The organism is Streptomyces sp. NPDC046821 (assembly GCF_040645335.1).
GTDB lineage: Bacteria > Actinomycetota > Actinomycetes > Streptomycetales > Streptomycetaceae > Streptomyces.
In genome coordinates this window covers 23392-45311 of the sequence record NZ_JBEYYB010000018.1, presented here as the reverse complement: position 1 = coordinate 45311, position 21920 = coordinate 23392, and the positions used below count along the sequence as shown (strand labels likewise).

General features: G+C 70.8%; 19 protein-coding genes. 12 read left to right on the top strand and 7 right to left on the bottom strand.

Annotated elements, in window-relative coordinates:
* Positions 1–101 precede the first annotated feature (101 nt).
* Together ABZ893_RS31495 and ABZ893_RS31490 are read left to right on the top strand one after the other, a co-directional pair.
* Positions 102–1313, top strand: coding sequence for a pyridoxal phosphate-dependent aminotransferase (locus ABZ893_RS31495; RefSeq protein ID WP_361410723.1), 1212 nt, complete (start codon positions 102–104; stop codon positions 1311–1313).
* 95 nt (positions 1314–1408) lie between these two features.
* On the top strand, positions 1409–1828 hold the full coding sequence (locus ABZ893_RS31490) for a hypothetical protein (protein ID WP_361410720.1): 420 nt from the start codon (positions 1409–1411) through the stop codon (positions 1826–1828).
* A gap of 89 nt (positions 1829–1917) precedes the next feature.
* Here ABZ893_RS31490 and ABZ893_RS31485 read toward each other — a convergent pair whose 3' ends face one another.
* A complete protein-coding gene (locus ABZ893_RS31485) occupies positions 1918–3750 on the bottom strand; it encodes a phosphoenolpyruvate carboxykinase (GTP) (RefSeq protein ID WP_361410718.1) in 1833 nt (610 codons plus the stop codon).
* Between the two features lie 215 nt (positions 3751–3965).
* On the opposite strand from ABZ893_RS31485, the gene ABZ893_RS31480 reads away from it, so the two are divergent.
* The 3 genes from ABZ893_RS31480 to ABZ893_RS31470 all read left to right on the top strand — a co-directional run bounded on the left by ABZ893_RS31480 (position 3966) and on the right by ABZ893_RS31470 (position 6986).
* Positions 3966–4646 carry a hemolysin III family protein gene (locus ABZ893_RS31480; protein ID WP_361410715.1) on the top strand — a complete coding sequence of 227 codons (681 nt, stop codon included), beginning with the start codon at positions 3966–3968 and terminating at the stop codon, positions 4644–4646.
* A gap of 163 nt (positions 4647–4809) precedes the next feature.
* Entirely contained in the window at positions 4810–6324 is a 1515-nt protein-coding gene (locus tag ABZ893_RS31475; protein WP_361410712.1) for a DHA2 family efflux MFS transporter permease subunit, read from the top strand.
* 47 nt (positions 6325–6371) lie between these two features.
* Positions 6372–6986 carry a TetR family transcriptional regulator gene (locus ABZ893_RS31470; RefSeq protein ID WP_361410710.1) on the top strand — a complete coding sequence of 205 codons (615 nt, stop codon included), beginning with the start codon at positions 6372–6374 and terminating at the stop codon, positions 6984–6986.
* Positions 6987–7053: 67 nt separating this feature from the next.
* On the opposite strand, the gene ABZ893_RS31465 is transcribed toward ABZ893_RS31470, so the two are convergent.
* The gene (locus tag ABZ893_RS31465; protein WP_361410708.1) at positions 7054–9075 is read right to left on the bottom strand and encodes a thioredoxin domain-containing protein; all 2022 of its coding nucleotides are present in this window, start codon (positions 9073–9075) and stop codon (positions 7054–7056) included.
* A gap of 208 nt (positions 9076–9283) precedes the next feature.
* Here ABZ893_RS31465 and ABZ893_RS31460 point away from each other — a divergent pair, with 208 nt between their 5' ends.
* The 4 genes from ABZ893_RS31460 (at position 9284) to ABZ893_RS31445 (ending at position 15246) form a co-directional block, all read left to right on the top strand.
* Positions 9284–9556 carry a hypothetical protein gene (locus tag ABZ893_RS31460; protein WP_361410705.1) on the top strand — a complete coding sequence of 91 codons (273 nt, stop codon included), beginning with the start codon at positions 9284–9286 and terminating at the stop codon, positions 9554–9556.
* 207 nt (positions 9557–9763) lie between these two features.
* Positions 9764–10087, top strand: coding sequence for a hypothetical protein (locus ABZ893_RS31455; protein WP_361410702.1), 324 nt, complete (start codon positions 9764–9766; stop codon positions 10085–10087).
* 85 nt (positions 10088–10172) lie between these two features.
* The gene (locus ABZ893_RS31450; protein ID WP_361410699.1) at positions 10173–11861 is read left to right on the top strand and encodes a hypothetical protein; all 1689 of its coding nucleotides are present in this window, start codon (positions 10173–10175) and stop codon (positions 11859–11861) included.
* Positions 11862–12039: 178 nt separating this feature from the next.
* Positions 12040–15246: an AAA family ATPase gene (locus ABZ893_RS31445; protein ID WP_361410696.1), complete on the top strand. Its 3207-nt coding sequence runs from the start codon at positions 12040–12042 to the stop codon at positions 15244–15246.
* A 191-nt stretch (positions 15247–15437) separates the two neighbouring features.
* Here ABZ893_RS31445 and ABZ893_RS31440 read toward each other — a convergent pair whose 3' ends face one another.
* On the bottom strand, positions 15438–15677 hold the full coding sequence (locus tag ABZ893_RS31440) for a hypothetical protein (protein ID WP_361410693.1): 240 nt from the start codon (positions 15675–15677) through the stop codon (positions 15438–15440).
* Positions 15670–16551, bottom strand: a complete 882-nt coding sequence (gene mca / locus ABZ893_RS31435) for a mycothiol conjugate amidase Mca (RefSeq protein WP_361410690.1) — start codon at positions 16549–16551, stop codon at positions 15670–15672. Before mca ends, ABZ893_RS31440 begins: the two co-directional genes overlap by 8 nt.
* A 153-nt stretch (positions 16552–16704) precedes the next feature.
* Here mca and ABZ893_RS31430 point away from each other — a divergent pair, with 153 nt between their 5' ends.
* Positions 16705–17109, top strand: coding sequence for a DUF4307 domain-containing protein (locus tag ABZ893_RS31430; protein ID WP_361410687.1), 405 nt, complete (start codon positions 16705–16707; stop codon positions 17107–17109).
* 200 nt (positions 17110–17309) lie between these two features.
* Positions 17310–17807: a transcription elongation factor GreA gene (gene greA, locus ABZ893_RS31425; RefSeq protein ID WP_361410684.1), complete on the top strand. Its 498-nt coding sequence runs from the start codon at positions 17310–17312 to the stop codon at positions 17805–17807.
* A gap of 79 nt (positions 17808–17886) precedes the next feature.
* Here greA and ABZ893_RS31420 read toward each other — a convergent pair whose 3' ends face one another.
* From ABZ893_RS31420 to ilvA, 3 genes are all read right to left on the bottom strand, one after another.
* On the bottom strand, positions 17887–18738 hold the full coding sequence (locus ABZ893_RS31420; protein WP_361410682.1) for an ABC transporter permease: 852 nt from the start codon (positions 18736–18738) through the stop codon (positions 17887–17889).
* On the bottom strand, positions 18735–19775 hold the full coding sequence (locus ABZ893_RS31415; RefSeq protein WP_361410679.1) for an ATP-binding cassette domain-containing protein: 1041 nt from the start codon (positions 19773–19775) through the stop codon (positions 18735–18737). Before ABZ893_RS31415 ends, ABZ893_RS31420 begins: the two co-directional genes overlap by 4 nt.
* A 204-nt stretch (positions 19776–19979) precedes the next feature.
* Complete coding sequence (ilvA, locus tag ABZ893_RS31410) at positions 19980–21209, bottom strand: threonine ammonia-lyase (protein ID WP_361410676.1); 1230 nt, start codon at positions 21207–21209, stop codon at positions 19980–19982.
* A gap of 166 nt (positions 21210–21375) precedes the next feature.
* Between ilvA and ABZ893_RS31405 the strand changes: the two genes are divergently transcribed.
* Positions 21376–21876 (top strand): MarR family transcriptional regulator, encoded by a 501-nt coding sequence (locus ABZ893_RS31405; protein ID WP_361410904.1) that lies wholly within the window; start codon positions 21376–21378, stop codon positions 21874–21876.
* Positions 21877–21920 lie beyond the last annotated feature (44 nt).

Below are 21920 nucleotides of genomic sequence, written 5' to 3'. Positions count from 1 at the left end.
AAAGCGCGGAAGGGCGGACACCACCCGAGCGGCGCCCGTGATGCCCCCACGTGTCCTAAAACACGGAGCGCCCCGCGACACCCGGCCGTAAGCTCACGGACATGCAGGTGATCCAGTCGACGAAGCTCTCCAATGTCTGTTACGAGATCCGGGGTCCGGTGCTCGAGGAGGCGATGCGCCTGGAAGCAGCGGGCCACCGCATCCTCAAGCTCAACACGGGCAACCCGGCGGCGTTCGGCTTCGAGTGCCCGCCCGAGATCCTCGAGGACATGCTCCGCAACCTCGGGGACGCGCACGGGTACGGGGACGCGAAGGGCCTGCTCTCCGCCCGCCGCGCGGTGATGATGCACTACCAGACCCTCGGCGTGGAAACGGACGTCGAGAACGTCTTCATCGGCAACGGCGTCTCCGAGCTGATCGTGATGGCGATGCAGGGCCTCCTGGACGACGGTGACGAAGTCCTCGTCCCGTCGCCGGACTACCCCCTGTGGACGGCCGCGGTCTCGCTCTCCGGCGGCACCGCCGTGCACTACCGCTGCGACGAGCAGTCCGACTGGATGCCCGATCTCGCCGACGTGGAGCGGAAGGTCACCGACCGCACCAAGGCGATCGTGATCATCAACCCGAACAACCCGACGGGCGCCGTCTACAGCGACGAGATGCTGCGCGGCCTGACCGACATCGCCCGCCGCCACAATCTGCTGGTCTGCTCGGACGAGATCTACGACAAGATCCTCTACGACGGCGCGAAGCACACGCCGACCGCCGCCATCGCCCCCGACCTGCTGACCCTCACCTTCAACGGCATGTCGAAGGCGTACCGGGTGGCCGGTTACCGCGTGGGCTGGATGGCGATCTCCGGGCCGCGCGCGCACGCCGACTCGTACATCGAGGGCCTGACGATCCTGGCGAACATGCGCCTGTGCGCGAACATGCCGGGCCAGCACGGCGTCGTCGCGGCGCTCACCGGGCGGCAGTCGGTCAACGAGCTGGTGCTGCCGGGCGGGCGCCTGCGCGAGCAGCGGGACGTCGCGTACGACCTGCTGACGCAGATCCCGGGCGTGACGTGTGTGAAGCCGAAGGGCGCGCTGTATCTGTTCCCGCGGCTCGACCCGAAGGTGTTCAAGGTCAAGGACGACCGGCAGATGGTCCTCGACCTGCTGCGCGCCGAGAAGATCATGGTGGTGCACGGGACGGGGTTCAACTGGACGGAGCCGGACCACTTCCGGGTGGTCACACTGCCGACGGTGGGCCAGCTGACGGAGGCCATCACCCGTATCGGGCGCTTCCTGGACGGCTACAGCCAGCCGTGAACCCGTACGGCGGGCACCCGTCTGCCGACTCGACTCAACTTTAGACTGGATCCAATGTAGGATGGTCTTCAAGCTACCCGCCTGGAGGCCATCCCATGTACGAGCCGATCCGCACGGGGCCTTCCCGCAGGTCCGTCCACACCATGGCCGACACCCGCGACTTCCCGCACCGCTCCCGCGAGGAGGAGCTGGACATCCAGCTCGCCGGACACCTGGCCGCGCTCCTCGCCGTCACGGACGAGCTGCGCGCCCTGGCACCCGCCGAGGAGCTGGACGAGGCGGCCGAGGAGCTGTCCCGGCAGGTCGCGCGGCTGCGCGGCGGCCTGCCGCCCGTACGCTCCGCCGTGGCGTCCGCGATCCACGAGCCGCACGCGACGGCCCTGCACCAGCGCGCCCACGCCCTCGCCGGCCGCGCCCTCGTGGTGGCCGCCTCCCGCGCGGACACGGCGGCCGCGATCCTCGCCGCCCGCCGCATGGAGGCCCACGCCTCGGCGGGCGACCTGGTCACCGCCTGAGCGAAGCTTCCGGAAACGCCGACAGGGCCCCGCACGCCGTTGTGCGGGGCCCTGTCGTAAACCGCGGTGCCGCTTACGCGGGAGTCAGCTCAGCCGAGGCGCTGAACGAGGGCCCGGTACTCGTCCCACAGCTCCTTCGGCGTGTGGTCACCGAAAGTGTTGAGGTGCTCGGGGACCAGTGCGGCCTCTTCGCGCCACACCTCCTTGTCCACGGTGAGCAGGAAGTCGAGGTCCGCGTCGGCCAGCTCGAGGCCGTTCGTGTCGATCGAGTCGCGGGTCGGCAGGATGCCGATCGGGGTCTCGACGCCCTCGGCCTTGCCGTCCAGGCGCTCCACGATCCACTTCAGGACGCGGCTGTTCTCGCCGAAGCCGGGCCACACGAACTTGCCCGCCTCGTTCTTGCGGAACCAGTTCACGTAGTAGATCTTCGGGAGCTTGGCCTGGTCCTTGTCGGCACCGACCTTGACCCAGTGGGCCATGTAGTCGCCCATGTTGTAGCCGCAGAACGGCAGCATGGCGAAGGGGTCGCGGCGCAGCTCGCCGACCTTGCCCTCGGCGGCGGCGGTCTTCTCGGACGCGACGTTCGCGCCGAGGAACACGCCGTGGTTCCAGTCGAAGGACTCGGTCACCAGCGGCACGGCGGAGGCGCGGCGGCCGCCGAAGAGGATCGCCGAGATCGGCACACCCTTCGGGTCCTCCCACTCCGGCGCGATGATCGGGCACTGGCCGGCCGGGACGGTGAAGCGGGCGTTCGGGTGGGCGGCCGGGGTCTCGGACTCCGGCGTCCAGTCGTTGCCCTTCCAGTCCGTGAGGTGCGCGGGCTTGTCCTCGGTCATGCCCTCCCACCACACGTCGCCGTCGTCGGTCAGCGCGACGTTCGTGAAGACGGAGTTGCCCCACATCGTCTTCATGGCGTTGGCGTTGGTGTGCTCGCCGGTGCCGGGCGCGACGCCGAAGAAGCCGGCCTCGGGGTTGATCGCGTAGAGACGGCCGTCCGCGCCGAAGCGCATCCAGGCGATGTCGTCACCGATGGTCTCGACGGTCCAGCCGGAGATCGTGGGCTCCAGCATCGCGAGGTTCGTCTTGCCGCAGGCGCTCGGGAACGCGGCGGCGACGTACTTCGCCTCGCCCTGCGGCGGGGTCAGCTTGAGGATGAGCATGTGCTCGGCGAGCCAGCCCTCGTCGCGCGCCATGACGGACGCGATGCGCAGGGCGTAGCACTTCTTGCCGAGCAGGGCGTTGCCGCCGTAGCCCGAGCCGTAGGACCAGATCTCGCGGGACTCGGGGAAGTGCGAGATGTACTTCGTGGAGTTGCACGGCCACGGGACGTCGGCCTCGCCCTCGGCGAGCGGGGCGCCGAGCGTGTGGACGGCCTTCACGAAGAAGCCGTCGGTGCCGAGCTCGTCGAGGACGGCCTGGCCCATGCGGGTCATGGTGCGCATCGACACGGCGACGTAGGCGGAGTCGGTGATCTCGACGCCGATGGCGGAGAGCGGGGAGCCGACGGGGCCCATGCAGAACGGGACGACGTACATCGTCCGGCCCTTCATCGAACCGCGGAAGATGCCCTTCTCGCCGGCGAAGATCTCCTTCATCTCCGCGGGGGCTTTCCAGTGGTTCGTGGGGCCCGCGTCCTGCTCCTTCTCGGAGCAGATGAAGGTGCGGTCCTCGACGCGTGCGACGTCGGAGGGGTCGGAGGCCGCGTAGTACGAGTTCGGGCGCTTGATCGGGTCGAGCTTCTTGAACGTTCCCTTGGCGACCAGTTCCTCGGCGAGCCGCTCGTACTCGGCCTCGGACCCGTCGCACCAGACCACGTTGTCCGGCTGCGTCAGTTCAGCGATCTCGTTCACCCACGAGATCAGTTCCTGGTGCTCGGTCGGGACGGTGCCCAAAGAAACGGGAGCCGCGATGTCGCGCGCCACGATTGCTCCTAAATGAGGGGTTTTGGTGTTGTTGCCCCTTGGGGGCTGCGACCCGGACGCTTCACTGATGTTCCCCCTGGCGCTCATCCGGTGCCGACCACACTCATTTGATCATCCGACGAAGGCCCGCATATGTCCAGAGGGCCTCACAGGCGAGCAAAGTGAGCATTCCCACTCGGATCCGCTGCCTACGGCCCGTAGGTACGATGCCGCTCATGACTGCCGCAACGCCACCCGAAGTAACCGCGACAGCGCCCGTTCCGGTGAAACCTCGGCTGCGCGGCTGGCTGCACGCGGGCATGTTCCCGGCGGTCGTCATCTCGGGCCTCGTCCTGACCGCGCTCGCCGACTCCACCCGGGGCCGGATCGCCTGCGGAATCTACGTCCTCACGGCCTGCCTCCTCTTCGGCGTGAGCGCGCTCTACCACCGCGGGAACTGGGGCCCGCGCGCCGACGGGGTGCTGCGCCGCCTCGACCACGCGAACATCTTCCTGATCATCGCGGGCACCTACACCCCGCTCACCATGCTGCTCCTGCCCGGGGCCAAGGGCCAGTGGCTGCTGTGGGGGATCTGGGGCGCGGCCGCGGCGGGGATCGTCTTCCGCGTCTTCTGGGTCGGCGCCCCGCGCTGGCTCTACACCCCCTGCTACATCGCGATGGGCTGGGCGGCGGTCTTCTTCCTGCCCGACTTCCTGCACGCGGGCGGCGTGGCCGTCCTCGTCTGCGTGATCGTCGGCGGGCTGCTCTACAGCGCGGGCGGCGTGATCTACGGGATCAAGCGCCCGAACCCGTCGCCGCGCTACTTCGGCTTCCACGAGGTGTTCCACTCGTTCACGCTGGCGGCGTTCGTCGTGCACTACGTGGGGATCTCGCTGGTGGCGTACCAGCACGGCTGACCTGACTGGTCCCCTCGAAGGCCGCGGCTCGCGAAGCCGCGGCCTTCTGCGCGTCCGGGACCGCCGGGGCTGCCGGGACCGCCGGGGCTGCCGGGGCTGCCGGGGCGGAGATGCCGGGCATCCATATTGACAGTCGCCACCAACTGAGAGTTACTCTCATTTCATGGCTGCCGTCACCCCGCACGACCTCCCGTCGGACAGCGTCCGGCGCGACCCCCGCCGCTGGTGGGCCCTCGGGGCCCTGGTCGCGAGCATGCTGGTGCTCGGATTCGACATGACGATCCTCAACGTCGCACTGCCGACGATGGCCGGTGAGCTGGGCGCGAGCACCGGCCAGCAGCAGTGGACGGCCGACGCCTACGTGGTCGTGCTCGCCGCGCTGATGCTCCCGGCCGGGCTCCTCGGTGACCGGTTCGGACGACGGCGGATGCTCGTCGCCGGGCTCGCCGTCTTCCTCGCCGGTTCCGTCCTCGGGGCGCTCGCCGACGACGTGACGCGGGTGATCGCCGCCCGTGCCCTGATGGGCGTCGGCGCCGCCCTCGTCCTCCCGCTCGCCCTGTCCGTGCTGCCGTCCCTGTTCGCGCCCGGCGAGCGGACCAAGGCCGTCGGCGTCATCTCCGCCGCGTCCGCGCTCGGCCTGCCGCTCGGCCCGATCCTGGGCGGCTGGCTGCTGAACCACTTCTGGTGGGGCTCGGTCTTCCTGATCAACGTCCCGATGGTCGCCCTCGGCATCACGGCCTGCGTGTTCCTGCTCCCGGAGACCCGCGACCCGTCCTCGCCCCGCGTCGACGCCGTCTCCACCGCGCTCACCGCGACCGGTCTCGGCGCCCTCGTCTACGCGATCATCGAGGCACCGCGGCGCGGCTGGACCGACCCGCTGACCCTCGGCCTGTTCGCCGCGTCCGCCGCCCTGGTCACCGCGCTCGTCCTGCGCGAACGCGGCAGGGACCGGCCCATGCTCGACCTCGCCCTCCTCGCCCGCCGCGGTTTCCTCCTGAACGCGCTCGCGGCGACGCTCGGCATGTTCGTCCTGTCGGGGCTGATGTTCGTACTCCCCCAGTACCTCCAGGCCGTCCTCGGCAACGACGCCCTCGGCACCGGGCTCCGGCTGCTTCCGCTGATGGCCGGGCTGTTCGTCGCGGCGAAGCGCGCGCAGCCGCTCGTCGTGCGGTTCGGGCCACGTGCGGTGATCAGCGCAGCGCTCACCGTCCTCGCGTTCGCCGCGATCCTCGGCAGCCGCACGACGGCCGGCTCCGGATACGGGTACACCGCGCTGTGGCTCACGATCGCCGGGACCGGCTTCGCGTTCGCTCTCGTCCCGGCGATGGGCGCGGCACTGTCGGCCCTGCCCGCCGACCGCGCGGGCAGCGGCTCGGGCCTGCTGATGACGGTCCGGCAGATGGGCGGCGCCATCGGCATCGCCCTGCTCGGCGCGCTCCTCGCAAGCGCCTACGGGTCCCGCCTCGACACCGCCGGACTGCCCGGCCCGGCCGCGAGCGCCGCCGGGGACTCCGTGGTGGCCGCCCACGCCGTGGCCGCACGGCTCGGGGACCCGGCCCTCACCGCGTCGGCGGACACCGCGTACGTGCACGGCATGACCGTCGTCCTGCTCGTGGTGGGCGTCGCGTCGCTGGTCACCGCGCTGCTCGCCGCCGCCCTGCTGCCCCGGCGCGAGTAGATCGCCGGCATGGCCCCTGCCCGCGGTGATGCCCGACAATGACCCACATGGCCGCCTCCGCACGCACCCCCGCCGCCGACCGCCCCGGAATGGGCCTTCGCGAGCGCAAGAAGCTCAAGACCCGGGTCGCGATCAGGGAGGCGACGTACCGGCTGATCGCCGAGCAGGGGTACGAGGCGACAACGGTCGAGCAGATCGCCGAGGCGGCCGAGGTGTCGCCGTCCACGGTCTTCCGGTACTTCCCGACCAAGGAAGACATCGTCATCACCGACGAGTACGACCCGCTCCTCGAAGCGGAGCTGCGGGCGCGGCCGGCCGAAGAGTCGATCGTCGACTCGCTGCGGCACGTGATCGGCGAGGCCCTGCGCCTCGGTACCGAGGACGACCCCGAGGTGTCCCGGCTGCGCACCACGCTGCAGGCCGAGGTACCCGCGGTGCGCTCGCGGATGATGGAGTCCATGTCCGTCACCGGCCAGCTCCTGTGCCGGGTCATCGCCGAACGCACCGGCCGTGACGCCTCGGATCTCGAGGTCCGGGTCTACGCGATGTCGCTGGTCGGCGCCCTCATGGAGACCACCCTGTACTGGGCCGAGCACGGCCACCGGGACGAACTGAGCGACCTGCTGGACCGCACCTTCGACACCTTCTCGCACGGGCTTTAGGCCGGACACCCCCTAGCGGCCGTCCGGATCAGGCCGGGCTCGCGGAGCCCGGCCTGACGCCTCGCCGTTACCGCCCGCCGCCCAGCGCCGTGGCGAGCGCCTCCGGGTCCGTCACCGGCCTGTCGCACGTGAAGTTGCGGCACACGTACGCGGCCGGGCTGCCGTCCACGAGCGGCCGGTCCGCGAGCAGCGGCAGCTCGCCGCTGCCCGGCCGTCCCGCCGCCACGACCGCGCCCGGCGCCGTGCCGAGCAGCGCCGTGCGGTGCAGTTCGCCGCCGATCTCGCCCACGACGGCGACCTCGCGGGGCCCGTCGAGCAGCGCTTCCGCCACCGCGAGGCCGTGCCCGATGAAGCGCGGCACGCGGGGCCCGATCGACCGTACGACGCCGAGCGCCCGCTCGGCGGCGGTGCGATGCGGCTCCGAGCCGGTCTGCGCCGCGTAGCTCAGCAGGGCGCCGGCCGCCGCGCTCCAGCCGGACGGCGTCGCGTTGTCCGTCGGGTCCTGCGGCCTGCGGATCAGCTGCTCGGCGTCGGCTGCCGTGTCGTAGAGGGCGCCGGACTCGGGGTCGGTGAACTGGTCGAGCACGTGGTCGAGCAGGAATCCGGCGAACTCCAGCCAGACGCCCTCGCCCGTCACCGACGCCAGCGCGAGGAAGCCCTCGGCGACGTCGGCGTAGTCCTCCAGGACGCCCGCGTTGGTCCCGGCCGTCCCGTCCTTGCTGGTGCGGGTGATGCGGGCGAGCGGGTCGAGGTGGAGCCGTACGAGCAGGTCACCGGCGGCGACGGCCGCTTCGACGAGGTCCGGGCGGCCGAAGTAGGCGCCGGTCTCGGCGAGCGCGGCGATCGCGAGCCCGTTCCAGGCGGCGACGACCTTGTCGTCACGCCCGGGTGCTGGCCGCTCGTCCCGCGCGGCGGACAGCCTGCGCCGTACGCCCGCGACCCACTCGGCGTCGAACACCTCGTCGCTCTGCGGGAGTTGGAGCACGGAGGCGCCCTCCTCGAAGGTGCCCTCCTCCGTCACGCCGTAGTACCGCATGGCCTGCTCGGCGTCCGCGTCGCCGAGCACCTCGCGCAGCTGCGCGGGCGTCCACACGTAGTACGCGCCCTCGACGTGACGCCCCTCGGCGTCCTCGCTGTCGGCGTCGAGCGCGGACGCGAACCCGCCCTCGTTCGTGCGGAGTTCACGCACCATGAAGTCCGCGGTCTCCAGCGCGACCTGCCGGGCGAACTCCGACCCGGTCGCCCGCCACAGGTGCGCGTACGCGCGGCACAGGAGGGCGTTGTCGTAGAGCATCTTCTCGAAGTGCGGGACGACCCATTCACGGTCGACCGAGTAGCGGGCGAAGCCGCCGCCGAGCTGGTCGTAGATCCCGCCGCGCGCCATGCGCTCGCAGGTGTCGACGGCCATCTGGAGGGCGCCCTCGGCGCCGGTGCGGGCGTAGTGGCGCAGCAGGAACTCGATGACCATCGACGGCGGGAACTTGGGCGCGCTCCCGAATCCGCCGTGCGCCGCGTCGTACTCGCGCGTCAGCCCGAGCAGCGCCTGCGCGAGCTCGCCCTCACCGGGGGGCCGCGTGTCTCCGTAGGGCAGTTCGCGCCCGGCCAGGTCGCCCACGATCTTCTTGGCGACCTCGGCGACCTCGCCCCTGCGCTCGGCCCACGCCTGCCCGACGCCGTCGAGCACCTGCCGGAACGACGCGAGGCCGTGCCGGGGCTCGGGCGGGAAGTACGTACCGAAGTAGAACGGCTCGGCGTCCGGCGTGAGGAACACGGTCATGGGCCAGCCGCCCTGTCCGGTGGCGGCCTGCACGGCCTCCATGTACACGGCGTCGACGTCGGGCCGCTCCTCGCGGTCGACCTTGATGTTGACGAAGCGTTCGTTCATGACGGCGGCGGTCGCCTCGTCCTCGAAGGACTCGTGCGCCATGACATGGCACCAGTGGCACGCCGAATAGCCGACCGACAGCAGCACGGGCACATCACGCCGCCGCGCTTCCTCGAAGGCCTCCGGCGACCATGGCCACCAGTCGACCGGGTTGTCAGCGTGCTGCAGCAGATAAGGCGAGGTCACACCAGCGAGCCGGTTCATGCGGGCCAGCCTCTCACAGCGTCCGCCCCGGCCGGCGAAGCACGCATCACCCCTGCCTCAACAGCCGAACAGCACTTATGCGCCACCACGGCGGCGCCGGCCACGTCTCGCGTCACGGCCGAGGTGGACAGCCTCCTGCCGCCGGACGAGACTGCCCGACGACCGAGGAACTGTTGATCAAGATGAAGCAGGATGAAGGGGGACATTCATGATCGAGGGCAGCATCGCAGGGGTCGTCGTCATCGTCGCCGTGACGGCACTGGCCATGATCGGCGACCGCGCGTCGAAGCAGAAGCGCGACAAGGCGTTCGCCGAGCGCTACGGGTCCTACGAGGGATTCCGGAGGCAGGTGGACCAGGCCCGCATCCAGGAAACCCTCCGCGCCCACGGAATGGTGGCGGCCGTCAAGGCGGTCCGCGACACCAACCCGCACGTCTCACTGGTGCTGGCGAAGCGGTACGTGGACGAACTGCCGGCCTGACGGACGCTCCTCGCGCACACTGGTGCCGCGCCAGAAAGGGCACCGTAGATGTGGGGAGCGTCGTCCGTTGCGCGTCATCGCCAACGAAGGCCGAGCCGGCCCCGGCTGACTCACCCGGGTGACCCACCGGCGCGGGCCCGTGCATGATCGCCCCGCCGGTCGCTTCGATGGGACCGACCGTAGCCCCCGCCTCCCCCGGAGCACCCGATGAACCGTCACCTGAGCGCCGCCCTCACCGCCGGAGGCCTCGCCCTCGCCGCCTGGGTCGTCCCCGCCGCGCCCGCGCAGGCGGACCCGCTGTGCGGCTTCGTCCGTACCTCGCACGCCGCGTACTGGGAGAACTGCACGAACACTCCGCAGCACGTGATCCAGCAGCGCGCCGACGGGACCCTGTCCCCCGAGTGCGACGCCGTCGGCGAGACCTGGCTCGGTCCGGCCGACGCCGTCAACGACGCCTCGACGACCGGACCTTGCGCTCCCGGCGAGACCGTCTCGGGCGGCGGCCCGCTCGACTCCTTCCAACAGGGCTGACAGAGCACGGAGTTGACCCATCCCCCGGCACGCTGTGCGACCATGGCCAGTCCTGCGCGTTGTGGCGAGCCGGGGGCGGTGTGGCGTGCGCGGATGTGTCCTGTGGGTCGGTGGTCTCCTGCTGGTGGCCGCTCTGGTCGGTGGCCGCGGTGGCGATGTCTACATCTGGATCACCTTGGCCCTGGTCGGTGTGTGGGTGTGGCGGAAGGTCAGCGAGGAAGCCGGCAAACACTCCGAGGAGAAGGCCCGCAAGGAACGGGCCCGTGCCGCGGACGAGGAGCGGCGGGCCAGGCAGAAGGCAGAGGACGAGGCGCGGCGCGCCCGGGAGGAAGAGCAGAGAAAGAGCGACGAGAAACGGGCCGCGCAGCGAGAAGTCGACCGCGAGGCCGGGCGGTGGATCGCCGCCGTGTCTCCTCGCCCCTGGGCCGACCTCAAGTATCTGAAGCCCGCCCGGATCGAGCCCGAAGACGCCGGGATGTCTCCGGTCCCCACCCGTCAGCACACACTCCCGGCCCGTCGGGACGCACTCCCCACCGGCCCTGTCCTGTACCTGCCCGACGTGCAGGAGGCGCGGTGGAGATGCGGCGAGATCGTGTCGGCTCTCACGCGGTCGACGGCGACCGAAGCGCGTCAACTGGCCGACGCCCTGGGCCCGTTCCTGGACGGCGGATGCCGGTCGGGGAAGTTCCGTAAACGGAAGGCGGGAGGGCAGGGCTCTCCCTCGTCGGGTGAATTCGGCCCGTTGAAGGCCGGGACGCGGCCGTCCCCGGAGGTGGCCGACGTCATCTTCCGGGCCATGAGCTGGGCGGACGCCCGCAGTCGGCTGTTCGACGGCCTGCATCCGGAAGCCGCACGCCTGATGGGCGGAGCGGCGAAATTCCTGACGGACGAACTCCACCGGCTGCGCGGCACCTCGTACGCGTCCGAGCCTCCCGGGGAGCCGGTACGCCCGGCCGGGCAATGGGAGAGCTTCATCCAGCACCTGCACCAGCACCTCCTGGCCACAGCAGCCGAGTTGACCGCACTCCCCGCGTTCGAGCCGCCCCCGGCCACGCATCCGCCCCGCGCCGCCCGTCTCCAGGAGCACCTGGTCACCGAAGCGCTGGAGCTGAGCATCACCGAGTACGTACAGCAGCAGGCCGCGGCTCTCGAACGGGCGGCGACAGGCACGTTCGACGTGTCACGGAGCACCTGGAACCACGGCACGGAACTGCTCAAGGGGTTCCTGACCAGTGAGGTGCTCAGCCGTTTCCAGAGGGCCACTTGGGGCTTCGCGACGGTGAGCGCGTGGGATGAGAGGACTGTGCGTCCGGACATCCGGTCCCAGCTGCACCGCGCCTACATGGCATTCGCGTTGAACTACTTCCGGGAGGTACTGGAGAACATGACGGAGTACGCCAAGAACTCGGGCGAGGGCGGCCCCCGGAACCAGGTCACCGTCCACGGAGACGCGGTGGTCAACATCGCCGAGACCCTGACCTACATCGGGTCGACGGTGGCCGCCGTGATCAACCGCGGTGACACCGAGGCCGCGGAAGCCATCAACGCGCTCAGCGCGGCGATCCAGAGCGAACCCGGCCTCACCGGACAGCGGCGCAACGAACTGCTCGACAACGTGGCGGACATAGCCGACGCCGTCGCGGAGCCGGAGACTCCGCGGGTCCGGAGCCGCGCCAAAGCCGCCCTGGCGGCCATCGGCGCCGCATCCGGCGCGTCCTCACAGATCACCCAGGCACTGACCGACTGGCACCACGTGTTCAACGGGTTCGCGTGAATCCCGGCGCAGGGTTCGCATGAATCCCGGCGCCCCAGCACCCGTCACCCGGCACCCGCCGCCCGGCACCCGTCCATATGCCCCCGTTGACCAGCCCTTTGATCCCGGGCCCCTCGCAACCTCACCCCTTTCACAGCACACTTGACGCCTAAGCGTCGGCGTCAAAGGGGGACTTGAGATGCGAGACAGCCATCGGGCTGAAGCCGAGGGGCTGTTGGCCCGGGCCGTCGAGGAGGAAGTACGGAGGTCGGGCGGGCGTACGGACGGCGGGGTGCTGCTGTCGCGGGCGCGCGGTGCGCTCGACGCCATGGCGGAGACCGCCGCCGAGGAGTACGCGCAGTTCACGAAGGCCCTGGACGAGTCCGAAGCCGGGCAGATGACGTTCGGCGAGCGGTTCGCCAAGGAAGGCGGGTCAACTCCCCTTCTCATTACGGCGGTTGCGGCCGTCGGAGCGTGCGTGGCGGACCTGCTGCTCGGTACGGGCACGGGGACGGCGGTCGGCGCGGGGGCGGCCGTCGCCGTGGTGGGCGCCGCCACGACCGTCGCGAAGGTGACGGCCTCCCATGTGCCGGCCGCGAGCCGCAGCGCCGGAGCGCGCAGCCAGCCCGGCGGGCCCGAGCAGCTGAGACTCCAGTGGCTGACGGCGCTCGACGTGCGGGGCATCCGGCCGTTCCTCGACCAGCAGCGCGTCCTCGCCGCCACCGCGGGGACCGGCACGAAGAAGCCGACGCCCCAGTTGCGCCGTACGGACAAGAGCGCGGCGGCCCGGCGGCGGAACGTGCTGGAGCAGTCGTTCGGCCAACTCCCCGAGATGCAGGGGCCGTTCGCGGGCCGCAGGCCCCAGATGCAGCGGATCGCACAGTGGGTGCACGCGGCGCGCGCGAGCACCGAGACCCGGCCCACCGTCGTCGTGCTGCACGGCGCGCCTGGCTCCGGCCGTACGACGCTCGCGGTGCGGGCGGCGCACGAGCTGCGAGACCAGTTCCGCGGCGCGTGCGTCGTGGACCTGCGCGGGGACACGCCCGAGTCCCCGCTGTCGACCCGGGACGCGCTGCTCCACCTGCTCAACCGGCTCGGCGCGCCCCGCGAGCAGCTGCTCTTCCGGGAGCGTTCCTCACAGGAGCAGCAGGTGCGCCGCCTGAGCGACCTGTACCACCAGTATCTGACGGGGCTCGCGGTGACGATCGTCCTGGACGACGCGGGCGACGCGGAGCAGGTGCGCACGCTGATCCCGGAGCGGTCCGACAGCCTCGTGCTCGTGACGGCTCGGGAGCCGCTCGACCTGCCGGAGGACGTCCCGGCGTGGGTGCACCAGGTGCCGGTGGAGGCGCTGGATTCGGCGGGCGCGGAGGAAGTGCTGCGCGACTGCGCGGAGGACGCCTCGGGCCCGTACGACGCCGAATCGTGCGACACCGTAAGGGAGTTGTGCGGTGGTCTGCCGCTGGCGCTGCGCATCGCGGGCTCCGCGATCGGGCCGCGCACGATGCGCGCGCTCGCGTCCGACCTGGGCGCGTACGGGCCCGTCGAGCCGGTCGAGCGGGCCCTGTGGCTGCGCTACACCGACCAGTCGGACATGGCCCGGCGGCTGCTGCGGCGCCTCGCACTCGCCGGGCGGACCTCGCTCGGCACGGCCGCGGCGGCCGCGCTGCTCTCGACGGACGAGTCGGAGGCCACGCGCCACCTGACCGCGCTGTCCCAGGCCGGGCTCATCGGCCATGTGCGGGGCAGCCGCTACCGGCTGCACGACCTCGTGCGGTCCTTCGCGCAGGCCCGCCTCCTCGACGAGGAGGAACCGGCCGAGCGGACGGCCGCCCAGGAACGCCTCATCCAGAACTACGCGGAGCTCGCCGACTCGGTGATCCGTCTCGTCGACGGCAAGAAGTCGACGCGGGCCGGGCAGGTCGGCCCGCACGGGTTCACGTCGCTCGACGCGGCGCTGCGCTGGCTCGACGACGAGTCCAGCTTCATCACGGCGACGCTGCGCGGCGCGGAGGGCGTCGACCAGGCCGCCGTCCTCAACCTGCTCGGCGCCCTGTGCGACTACTGCCTGCTGCGCGGCGACCTGTACCGCCTCGGCGAGATCAGCGAGCTGACGCAGGCCGTCGACCAGGGGCTTCTCGTGCGGTCGGTCCAGTGGCGTACGGGTATCGCGGCGCGCCAGCTCGGCGAGCTGGACAAGGCGCGTACGACGCTCGCGTCCGTCGTCGACCTGTACTTCGAGGCCCACCACGAGGCGGGCGCGGCGCGCGCCCTGTGTTCGCTGGGCATCACGCTGCACCACCAGGGCCAGCTCAACGAGGCGGCGGCCAAGCTCCGCGAGGCCCTCGACCTGCAGATCACGGAGGAGACGGCCGGCGACCGGGGCTGGACGATGCACGCGCTGGCCGCGGTGGAACGCGACCGGGCCCACCTGTCCGAGGCGCTCGCCCTGCTGACCGAGGCGCTGGTCCTGCACCGCGAGAACGAGTCCGTGCACGGCGAGGCGTGGGCCCACTTCCAGCTGGGGCAGCTCCGGCTGCGGATGGGCGACGTAGAGGCCGCGGAGAGCGAGCTGAACGAGGCGCTCGACCTGTACGGGCGTACGCGCGACGGCCGGGGCGAGGCGTGGGCGCTGACCCAGCTCGCGCGGGCCCGCCTGGTGGACGGCGACGCGTCGGCGGCGGTCGAAGGGCTGCGCCAGGCCGCGTCCCGCCACCGCGACAACGAGGACGCGCGCGGCGAGGCATGGACCCTCTACTACCTGGGCCAGGCCCTGGAGGAGAGCGGCAACCTCGACCAGGCGGTACGCGAGCTGGAGCGCTCCCGCACGATGTTCTCCCGGATGCGGGACGTGTACGGACTGGCCTGCGCCCGCCACCACTCGGCCCGCGTCACCCGGGACCAGCGGGCCGCGCAGACGGGCTCTCTGCGTAATTCCGGCTTCGCCCGCCAGCTCCTGGTGGACGCCCGCGCCGACTTCCAGCGCGTCGGCGTCGCGCACGGCGAGGGGTGGACGTGCCTGGAGCTGGCGGTGGTCGACGCGGGCAACGGGCGGGCGGCCCAGGCCCTTGCCCTGTGCGAGGAGGCGGCGGCGCTGTTCGCGTCGTACGGCGACCGGCGGGGCGAGGACTGGGCGCACTTCCTGCGCTGCACGCTCCTGCCGTACGCGTCGCCGGGCGGCTCGGAGGTCGGCACGGCGGTGGCGCAGGAGGAGCTGACGCAGCTCGCCGACAGGACCCACGCCGAGCGCGACGGCAAGCTCGACGACTACGTGGAGGCGTACCAGCTGCTCCTGGAACGCGGAGCGGACCTGGAGGCCGGCTGGCAGGCGTGGCGCCTCGGCATGGTCCCGAAGCGGAATGCGCGGGACGTGATGGGGGTGCGGGTGGGGGCCTCGGGCGGGTGACGGTGCGTTTTACGCGCGGGGGCGGGTGACGTGACGGGGGTGGCGGGCCGGTGTCGTACGGCGCGGCCCCACCGCGGCCGGTGTCCAACGGGCGCCGGCCCCGGCCCCCGGCGAGAGGCACCGCAGCACGAAGGCGCCCGGCGCGGCCTGTGCCGTGCCGAGCGCTCCGTTCGACGTCAGAAGAAGGGGCGTCAGCCCTTCGCGGCCGGCCCCGGGTTCTCGCCGGAGGCACCCGCGTCGGACTTCTCCTTGAAGTCGACCTTGCCCATGTGCCGGTTCATCGACTTCATCAGGCCCCAGACGGCGATGGCCATCACCGCGAAGACGATGAAGCCGAGGACGCCGGGGGTCACCTTGTTCTGGTCGACCTCCTGGGCCAGGGGGACGAGGTGCGTCATTGCCAGGCTTGCGCTTGCGCTCATGTCAGGCATTGTCGCGGATGCCCGCAAAGAGGTCGTCCTCGGGGAGGGACGTATCGACGAGAGACTTCGCCAGCTCGTACTCCTCCGTGGGCCAGACCTCCTTCTGGATCTCCATCGGGACCCGGAACCAGCCGCCCTCGGGGTCGATCTGCGTGGCGTGCGCGATCAGCGCCTTGTCGCGGATCTCATAGAAATCGGCGCACGGGACGTGCGTCGTCAGCGTCCGCTCGACCCGCTCGAACTCGTCCCAGCGCTTGAGCCAGTCCCCGTACGGCGACTCGAGGCCGCGGTCGAGCATGGCCCGGTGCAGCGCCTCGGTGCGCGGCCGGTTGAAGCCCTGGTTGTAGTACAGCTTCAGCGGCTGGTAGGCCGGGCCGAACTCCGACTCCGGGTACTTCTCCGTGTCCGCCGCGCCCTCGAACGCCACCATGGAGATCTTGTGGGTCTGAATGTGGTCGGGGTGCGGGTAGCCGCCGTTCTCGTCGTACGTCGTGACGACCTGCGGACGGAACGAGCGGATCTGCTTCACCAGCTCGCCGGCCGCCTTGTCGACGTCCTCCAGGGCGAAGCAGCCGTCGGGCAGCGGGGGCAGCGGGTCGCCCTCGGGCAGGCCCGAGTCGACGAAGCCGAGCCACTCCTGCTTGACGCCGAGGATCTCGCGGGCCTCGTCCATCTCCTTCTTGCGTACCTCGTGGATGTGCTCCTCGATGTACTTGTCGCCCTGGAGCTTCGGGTTGAGGATGGAGCCGCGCTCCCCGCCCGTGCAGGTGACGACGAGGACGTCCACCCCCTCGGACACGTACTTGGCCATGGTGGCCGCGCCCTTCGACGACTCGTCGTCGGGGTGGGCGTGAACGGCCATCAGTCGCAGCTGCTCAGACAAGACAAGATCCTCAGTCGATGACTCGGTGGATAAGGCGCCCTCGGTCGTCCAGCGCGAAGGGGCGGCTTCTATAGTGACCGAACCGGGGGGCGGAAAATTCCGGCAGTGTGTCCGGGGCCGGTCCACGACCCGTCCCGGCCGAGAGGATCGATCATGAGTGCGGCGAGTGAGCAGCTCCCCGACGGGCGCTACGGCCGTTCCCGCTCCGCCGACGAACGCGCGGACCGCACCCTGAAGACCATCGGCGCCGTACTCGGCGTCCTGATGATCGCCCTGGTCGGCTGGTTCGGCTACCACTACGTCTTCGGTACGAAGATCAGCGGCGAGGTCATCACCTTCAAGGCGTCCGACGAGGCGGTCAAGGTGCATCTGGAGGTCCGTAAGGACACCGGCACCAAGGGTTACTGCACCATCCGGTCACAGTCGGCCGACGGCGCCGAGGTGGGCCGCGCGGACTTCCGCTTCGACCAGCGGTCGAGCCGGATCGACAAGGTCGTCACGCTGCGGACGACGAGCCGCGGGACGAGCGCCGAGCTGCTGGGCTGCCACGAGGGCTGACGGCGCCCGCGGCTCGCCCGCCGGTAGCACACTTGTCGTAACGGCTTTCGTCGGCTGACCTGCGTTGACGGATTTCTGATGGCATATGTCCTCCCCCTTTCACGCCTGAATTGTTAGGCTCGTGGTTTCGCCCACCCGTGAGAGCACATGCTTCTGGGTAGGGCGATGCTTTGTATTCCCAGTACCTACGAGGAGCACCTGTGACCCAGACCAGCGAGAACGTCACCTGGCTTACCCAGGAGGCGTACAACCAGCTCAAGGCCGAGCTGGAGTACCTGTCTGGTCCCGCGCGCACCGAGATCGCTGAAAAGATCGCGGCTGCACGTGAGGAGGGCGACCTGCGCGAGAACGGCGGGTACCACGCGGCCAAGGAAGAGCAGGGCAAGCAGGAGCTCCGCGTGCGCCAGCTCACCCAGCTCCTGGAGAACGCGAAGGTGGGTGAGGCGCCCGCCACGGAGGGTGTCGCCGCCCCCGGCATGGTCATCACGATCGCCTTCGACGGCGACGAGGACGACACCATGACGTTCCTGCTCGCCTCGCGCGAGTACGCGAGCGCCGACATCGAGACGTACTCGCCCCAGTCCCCGCTCGGCTCGGGCGTCAACGGCAAGAAGATCGGCGAGGACGCCCAGTACGAGCTGCCGAACGGCAAGCTCGCCTCGGTGAAGGTCCTCGCGGCGAAGCCGTACAGCGGCTGACCCGGCGTTTCCCCCGACGAAGGCCCCCGGCGCACAGAACGCGCCGGGGGCCTTCGCGTGCCTCTTCGTGCATTCAGGGCTACGCCGTCGCGTTGCGGTACTTGCGGACCGAGAGAGTCCGGAAGACCACGACGATCAGGACGGACCAGATCAGCGAAGCCCACACGGCGTGCTGCATGGGCCAGGCACTGGAGTGCGAGACGCCCGGGTTGCCGAACAGCTCACGGCAGGCCTGCACCGTGGCACTGAACGGGTTCCAGTCCGCGATGTGCTGCAGCCAGGGCGTCATCTTGCTGGAGTCCACGAACGCGTTCGACACGAAGGTGACCGGGAACAGCCAGATCAGGCCGCCGGAGGTCGCCGCCTCGGGCGTGCGCACGGACAGGCCGATGAGGGCGCCGATCCAGGTGAACGCGTATCCGAGGAGCAGCAGCAGGCCGAACGCGCCCAGGGCCTTCGGGACGCCCTCGTGGATGCGCCAGCCCACGAGGAGGGCGACGATCGCGAGGACGAGCAGGGTCAGGGCCGTCTGGACCAGGTCGGCGATCGTGCGGCCGGTGAGGACGGCGCCTCTGGCCATGGGCAGGGATCTGAAGCGGTCGATGAGGCCCTTGTGCATGTCGTCGGCGATGCCCGCGCCGGCGCCCGCGGTGGCGAACGTCACCGTCTGCGCGAAGATGCCGGCCATCAGGAAGTTCCGGTAGTCGGCGGGGCTCGTGGAGTTGCCGACGACCATGGACCCGCCGAAGACGTAGCTGAACAGCACCACGAACATGATCGGCTGGATGAGCCCGAAGATGACCATCTCCGGGATGCGGGACATCTTGATCAGGTTGCGCTTGGCGAGGACGAGGGAGTCGCGGGCCGACTGCGCGGCGCCGCCGCCGGCCGGGCGCGGGGCCAGGGGCTGAGCCTCGGTGACGGCACTCACTTGGCGGCCTCCTTCTTGCGCTTGGACTGCCGGGAGGGCTTGGAGGGCTTGGGCTGATCGGCAGCGCCCGCGCCCGATCCGTTCTCGTCGGGCGTCTCCTCGGCCATGTGGCCGGTCAGGGAGATGAAGACGTCGTCGAGGGTGGGGCGGCGCAGGCCGATGTCGTCGATCTCGATCCCGCGCACGTCCAGCTCCCTGATGACCTCCGCGAGGAGCTTCGCGCCGCCGGAGACGGGGACCGTGAGCTTGCGGGTGTGCTGTTCGACGGTGGCCTCGCTCTTGCCGAGGACGGCGAGGACCTCGGCCGCGGCCGCGATGTGCCCGCGCTCGTGCACGACGACCTCGACGCGCTCGCCGCCGGTCTGGGCCTTGAGCTGGTCGGACGTGCCGCGGGCGATGACGCGGCCGCGGTCGATGACGCAGATGTCGTGCGCCAGGTGGTCGGCCTCTTCGAGGTACTGGGTGGTGAGCAGCAGCGTCGTACCGCCGGCGACCAGCTCCTGGATGACCTCCCAGAGCTCCATCCTGTTGCGCGGGTCGAGGCCCGTGGTCGGCTCGTCCATGAACATCACGGGCGGCGAGACGACGAGCGCCGCCGCCAGGTCGAGGCGGCGGCGCATACCTCCGGAGTACGTCTTGGAGGGCCGGTCGGCGGCGTCGGCGAGATGGAACCGGTCGAGCAGCTCGGCTGCCCGGACCTTCGCCGCCTTGGCCTTCATCTGGTACAACTGGCCGACCATCTGCAGGTTCTCACGACCCGTCAGATACTCGTCGACCGCGGCGAACTGACCGGACAGACCGATCGAGCGCCGCACTTCGTTGGGATTCTTCAGAACGTCGATGCCCGCGACGACGGCCTTGCCGCTGTCCGGCGTGAGCAGCGTCGTCAGGCAGCGCACGGCGGTGGTCTTGCCCGCGCCGTTCGGCCCGAGAAGACCGAGGACCGTGCCCTCCGGGACATCGAGATCGACGCCGTCCAGAGCCCTGACGTCACCGAAGGTCTTCACCAGACCTTCGGCATAGATGGCGCCTGGCATGTGGCTTCCCCCATGGGTTGTGGGTGACCTGTTCGGTTGCCTTGCTCAGGAAAATCGTAGGTTTGCCGGTCTGGGTGCGCCCGGCAGAGTGGTGACGCGTGCCACACGGTATCGCGATACATCGCGTCTCAACAACTGGTTTTCCGTAATCCGCGGCGGCCGCCCCACGACCTGCGCCTACGTGCCACATGGGGCGCGGGCGCGTCAGTCGATGACGATGTATCCGGCCTCGCGCAGCGCCGTGCCCACCTCGGCGCAGTGCACCGGCCCCTTCGTCTCCAGGTGCAGCTCGACCTCCGCCTCCGTCAGACCGAGCCGCGGGTCCGTCCGCACATGGCCCACGTCGAGGATGTTCGCGTCGACCGCCGAGAGGACGCCGAGGAGCGTGTGCAGGGCGCCCGGCCGGTCCGTCAGACGCAGCCGGAAGGACAGGTACCGGCCGGCGGCGGCCATGCCGTGGCGCAGGATGCGCTGCATCAGGAGCGGGTCGACGTTGCCGCCCGAAAGCAGCGCCACGACCGGCCCCTCGAACGACCGCGGGTCGCTCAGCAGCGCGGCCACCGGGCTCGCCCCGGCCGGTTCGACGACCAGCTTGGCCCGCTCCAGGCACAGCAGCAGCGCGCTCGACAGCTCGTCCTCCGAGACCGTGCGGACCTCGTCGACCATCTGCTCGACGATCCGGAACGGCACGTCGCCGGGCCGCCCCACCTTGATGCCGTCGGCCATCGTCGCCGGGTACGGGATCGACACCGGGCGCCCGGCCGCGAGCGAGGGCGGGTACGCGGCCGCGCCCGCCGCCTGCACGCCGATCACCTTCACGTCGGGTCGCACCGCCTTGACCGCCACGGCGACGCCCGCGGCGAGCCCGCCGCCGCCGATGCCCACGACGATCGTGCGCACCTCCGGGCACTGCTCCAGGATCTCCAGGCCGACCGTGCCCTGCCCGGCGATGATGTCCGGGTGGTCGAACGGGTGAATGAACACGGCGCCCGTCTCGCGCGCGTACTCCTCGGCCGCCGCCAGCGTCTCGTCGACCACCTGGCCGTGCAGCCGCACCTCGGCGCCGTAGTCACGGGTCGCGGCGACCTTCGGGAGGGGCGCGCCGACCGGCATGAAGACCGTAGAACGGACGCCCAGGAGTGACGACGCGTGCGCGACACCCTGCGCATGGTTTCCGGCGCTGGCCGCGACCACTCCGGCGGCCCGCTCCTCGGGCAGCAGACCCGCGATCCGCACGTAGGCGCCGCGCAGCTTGAAGGAACCGGTCCGCTGGAGGTTCTCGCATTTGAGGTGCACGGGGGCTCCGACCAGGCCCGACAGGTGCCTGCTGCCCTCCATCGCCGTCATCCGAGCGACCCCCGAGAGCATCTTCTGCGCGCCGCGCACATCGTCCAGGGTTACCGTCGGCAAGGAGTCAGCCGTGCTGTAGCTCATGACGGCAAGTCTCGCAGCTCACGCCGTACGCCTCCCGCCGTGACCACGGGCCGAGACTGGTTTCCGAAGCGTCGGTACGACCTGCCTTCCAGCCGCGTACCCTGTCCCCCAAACCACCACCCCCGCATGAAGTGAGCCCCCGGCCATGCCCACACCACCGGAAATGATGGACATGTCGACCGCCGGCGACACCGGCCTCCTCGAAACCCTGCAGCACGAGGTGGCGGTCTTCGCCCGCCGTGCCGAACAGACCCGGCTCGGCGGGGTCGGGCAGGTGCGCAACTCGATGGACCGAGCCGCGTATCTGCTGCTCAACCGCCTGGACAAGGAAGGCCCGATGGGCGTCAAGGCGCTCGCCGCGAGCATGGGCATCGACTCCTCGACGGTGACGCGTCAGGTCGCGCCGCTCGTCGACACGGGCCTCGTCAAGCGGACGTCCCACCCGGAGGACGGACGCGCGGTCGTCCTCCAGCTGTCGCCGCGCGGGCTCGACCGGCTCGACGACGTACGCACTTCCAGGCGGTCCCTGATGGCCGAGTTGACGCAGGAGTGGACCCCGCAGGAGCGCGAACAGTTCTGCGCGCTCCTCACACGCTTCAACGTCGCGCTGTCCGCGCGGCAGACGGGCCAGCCGGCCCCGTCCGGGGACGCCGCCTCCGGATCCTGACGGTCCTTACGGTCCTGACGGTCCTTACGCCGGGGCCGCCTTCC

Excerpts from the sequence above, each read along its gene's own strand:
- ABZ893_RS31415 (WP_361410679.1), bottom strand. The coding sequence starts at position 19,775 with ATGCCAGGCGCCATCTATGCCGAAGGTCTGGTGAAGACCTTCGGTGAC.
- ABZ893_RS31480 (WP_361410715.1), top strand. The coding sequence starts at position 3,966 with ATGACTGCCGCAACGCCACCCGAAGTAACCGCGACAGCGCCCGTTCCG.
- ABZ893_RS31405 (WP_361410904.1), top strand. The coding sequence starts at position 21,376 with ATGGACATGTCGACCGCCGGCGACACCGGCCTCCTCGAAACCCTGCAG.
- ABZ893_RS31475 (WP_361410712.1), top strand. The coding sequence starts at position 4,810 with ATGGCTGCCGTCACCCCGCACGACCTCCCGTCGGACAGCGTCCGGCGC.
- ilvA (WP_361410676.1), bottom strand. The coding sequence starts at position 21,209 with ATGAGCTACAGCACGGCTGACTCCTTGCCGACGGTAACCCTGGACGAT.
- ABZ893_RS31455 (WP_361410702.1), top strand. The coding sequence starts at position 9,764 with ATGAACCGTCACCTGAGCGCCGCCCTCACCGCCGGAGGCCTCGCCCTC.
- ABZ893_RS31495 (WP_361410723.1), top strand. The coding sequence starts at position 102 with ATGCAGGTGATCCAGTCGACGAAGCTCTCCAATGTCTGTTACGAGATC.
- ABZ893_RS31430 (WP_361410687.1), top strand. The coding sequence starts at position 16,705 with ATGAGTGCGGCGAGTGAGCAGCTCCCCGACGGGCGCTACGGCCGTTCC.
- ABZ893_RS31460 (WP_361410705.1), top strand. The coding sequence starts at position 9,284 with ATGATCGAGGGCAGCATCGCAGGGGTCGTCGTCATCGTCGCCGTGACG.
- ABZ893_RS31440 (WP_361410693.1), bottom strand. The coding sequence starts at position 15,677 with ATGCCTGACATGAGCGCAAGCGCAAGCCTGGCAATGACGCACCTCGTC.
- ABZ893_RS31470 (WP_361410710.1), top strand. The coding sequence starts at position 6,372 with ATGGCCGCCTCCGCACGCACCCCCGCCGCCGACCGCCCCGGAATGGGC.
- ABZ893_RS31465 (WP_361410708.1), bottom strand. The coding sequence starts at position 9,075 with ATGAACCGGCTCGCTGGTGTGACCTCGCCTTATCTGCTGCAGCACGCT.
- ABZ893_RS31490 (WP_361410720.1), top strand. The coding sequence starts at position 1,409 with ATGTACGAGCCGATCCGCACGGGGCCTTCCCGCAGGTCCGTCCACACC.
- ABZ893_RS31445 (WP_361410696.1), top strand. The coding sequence starts at position 12,040 with ATGCGAGACAGCCATCGGGCTGAAGCCGAGGGGCTGTTGGCCCGGGCC.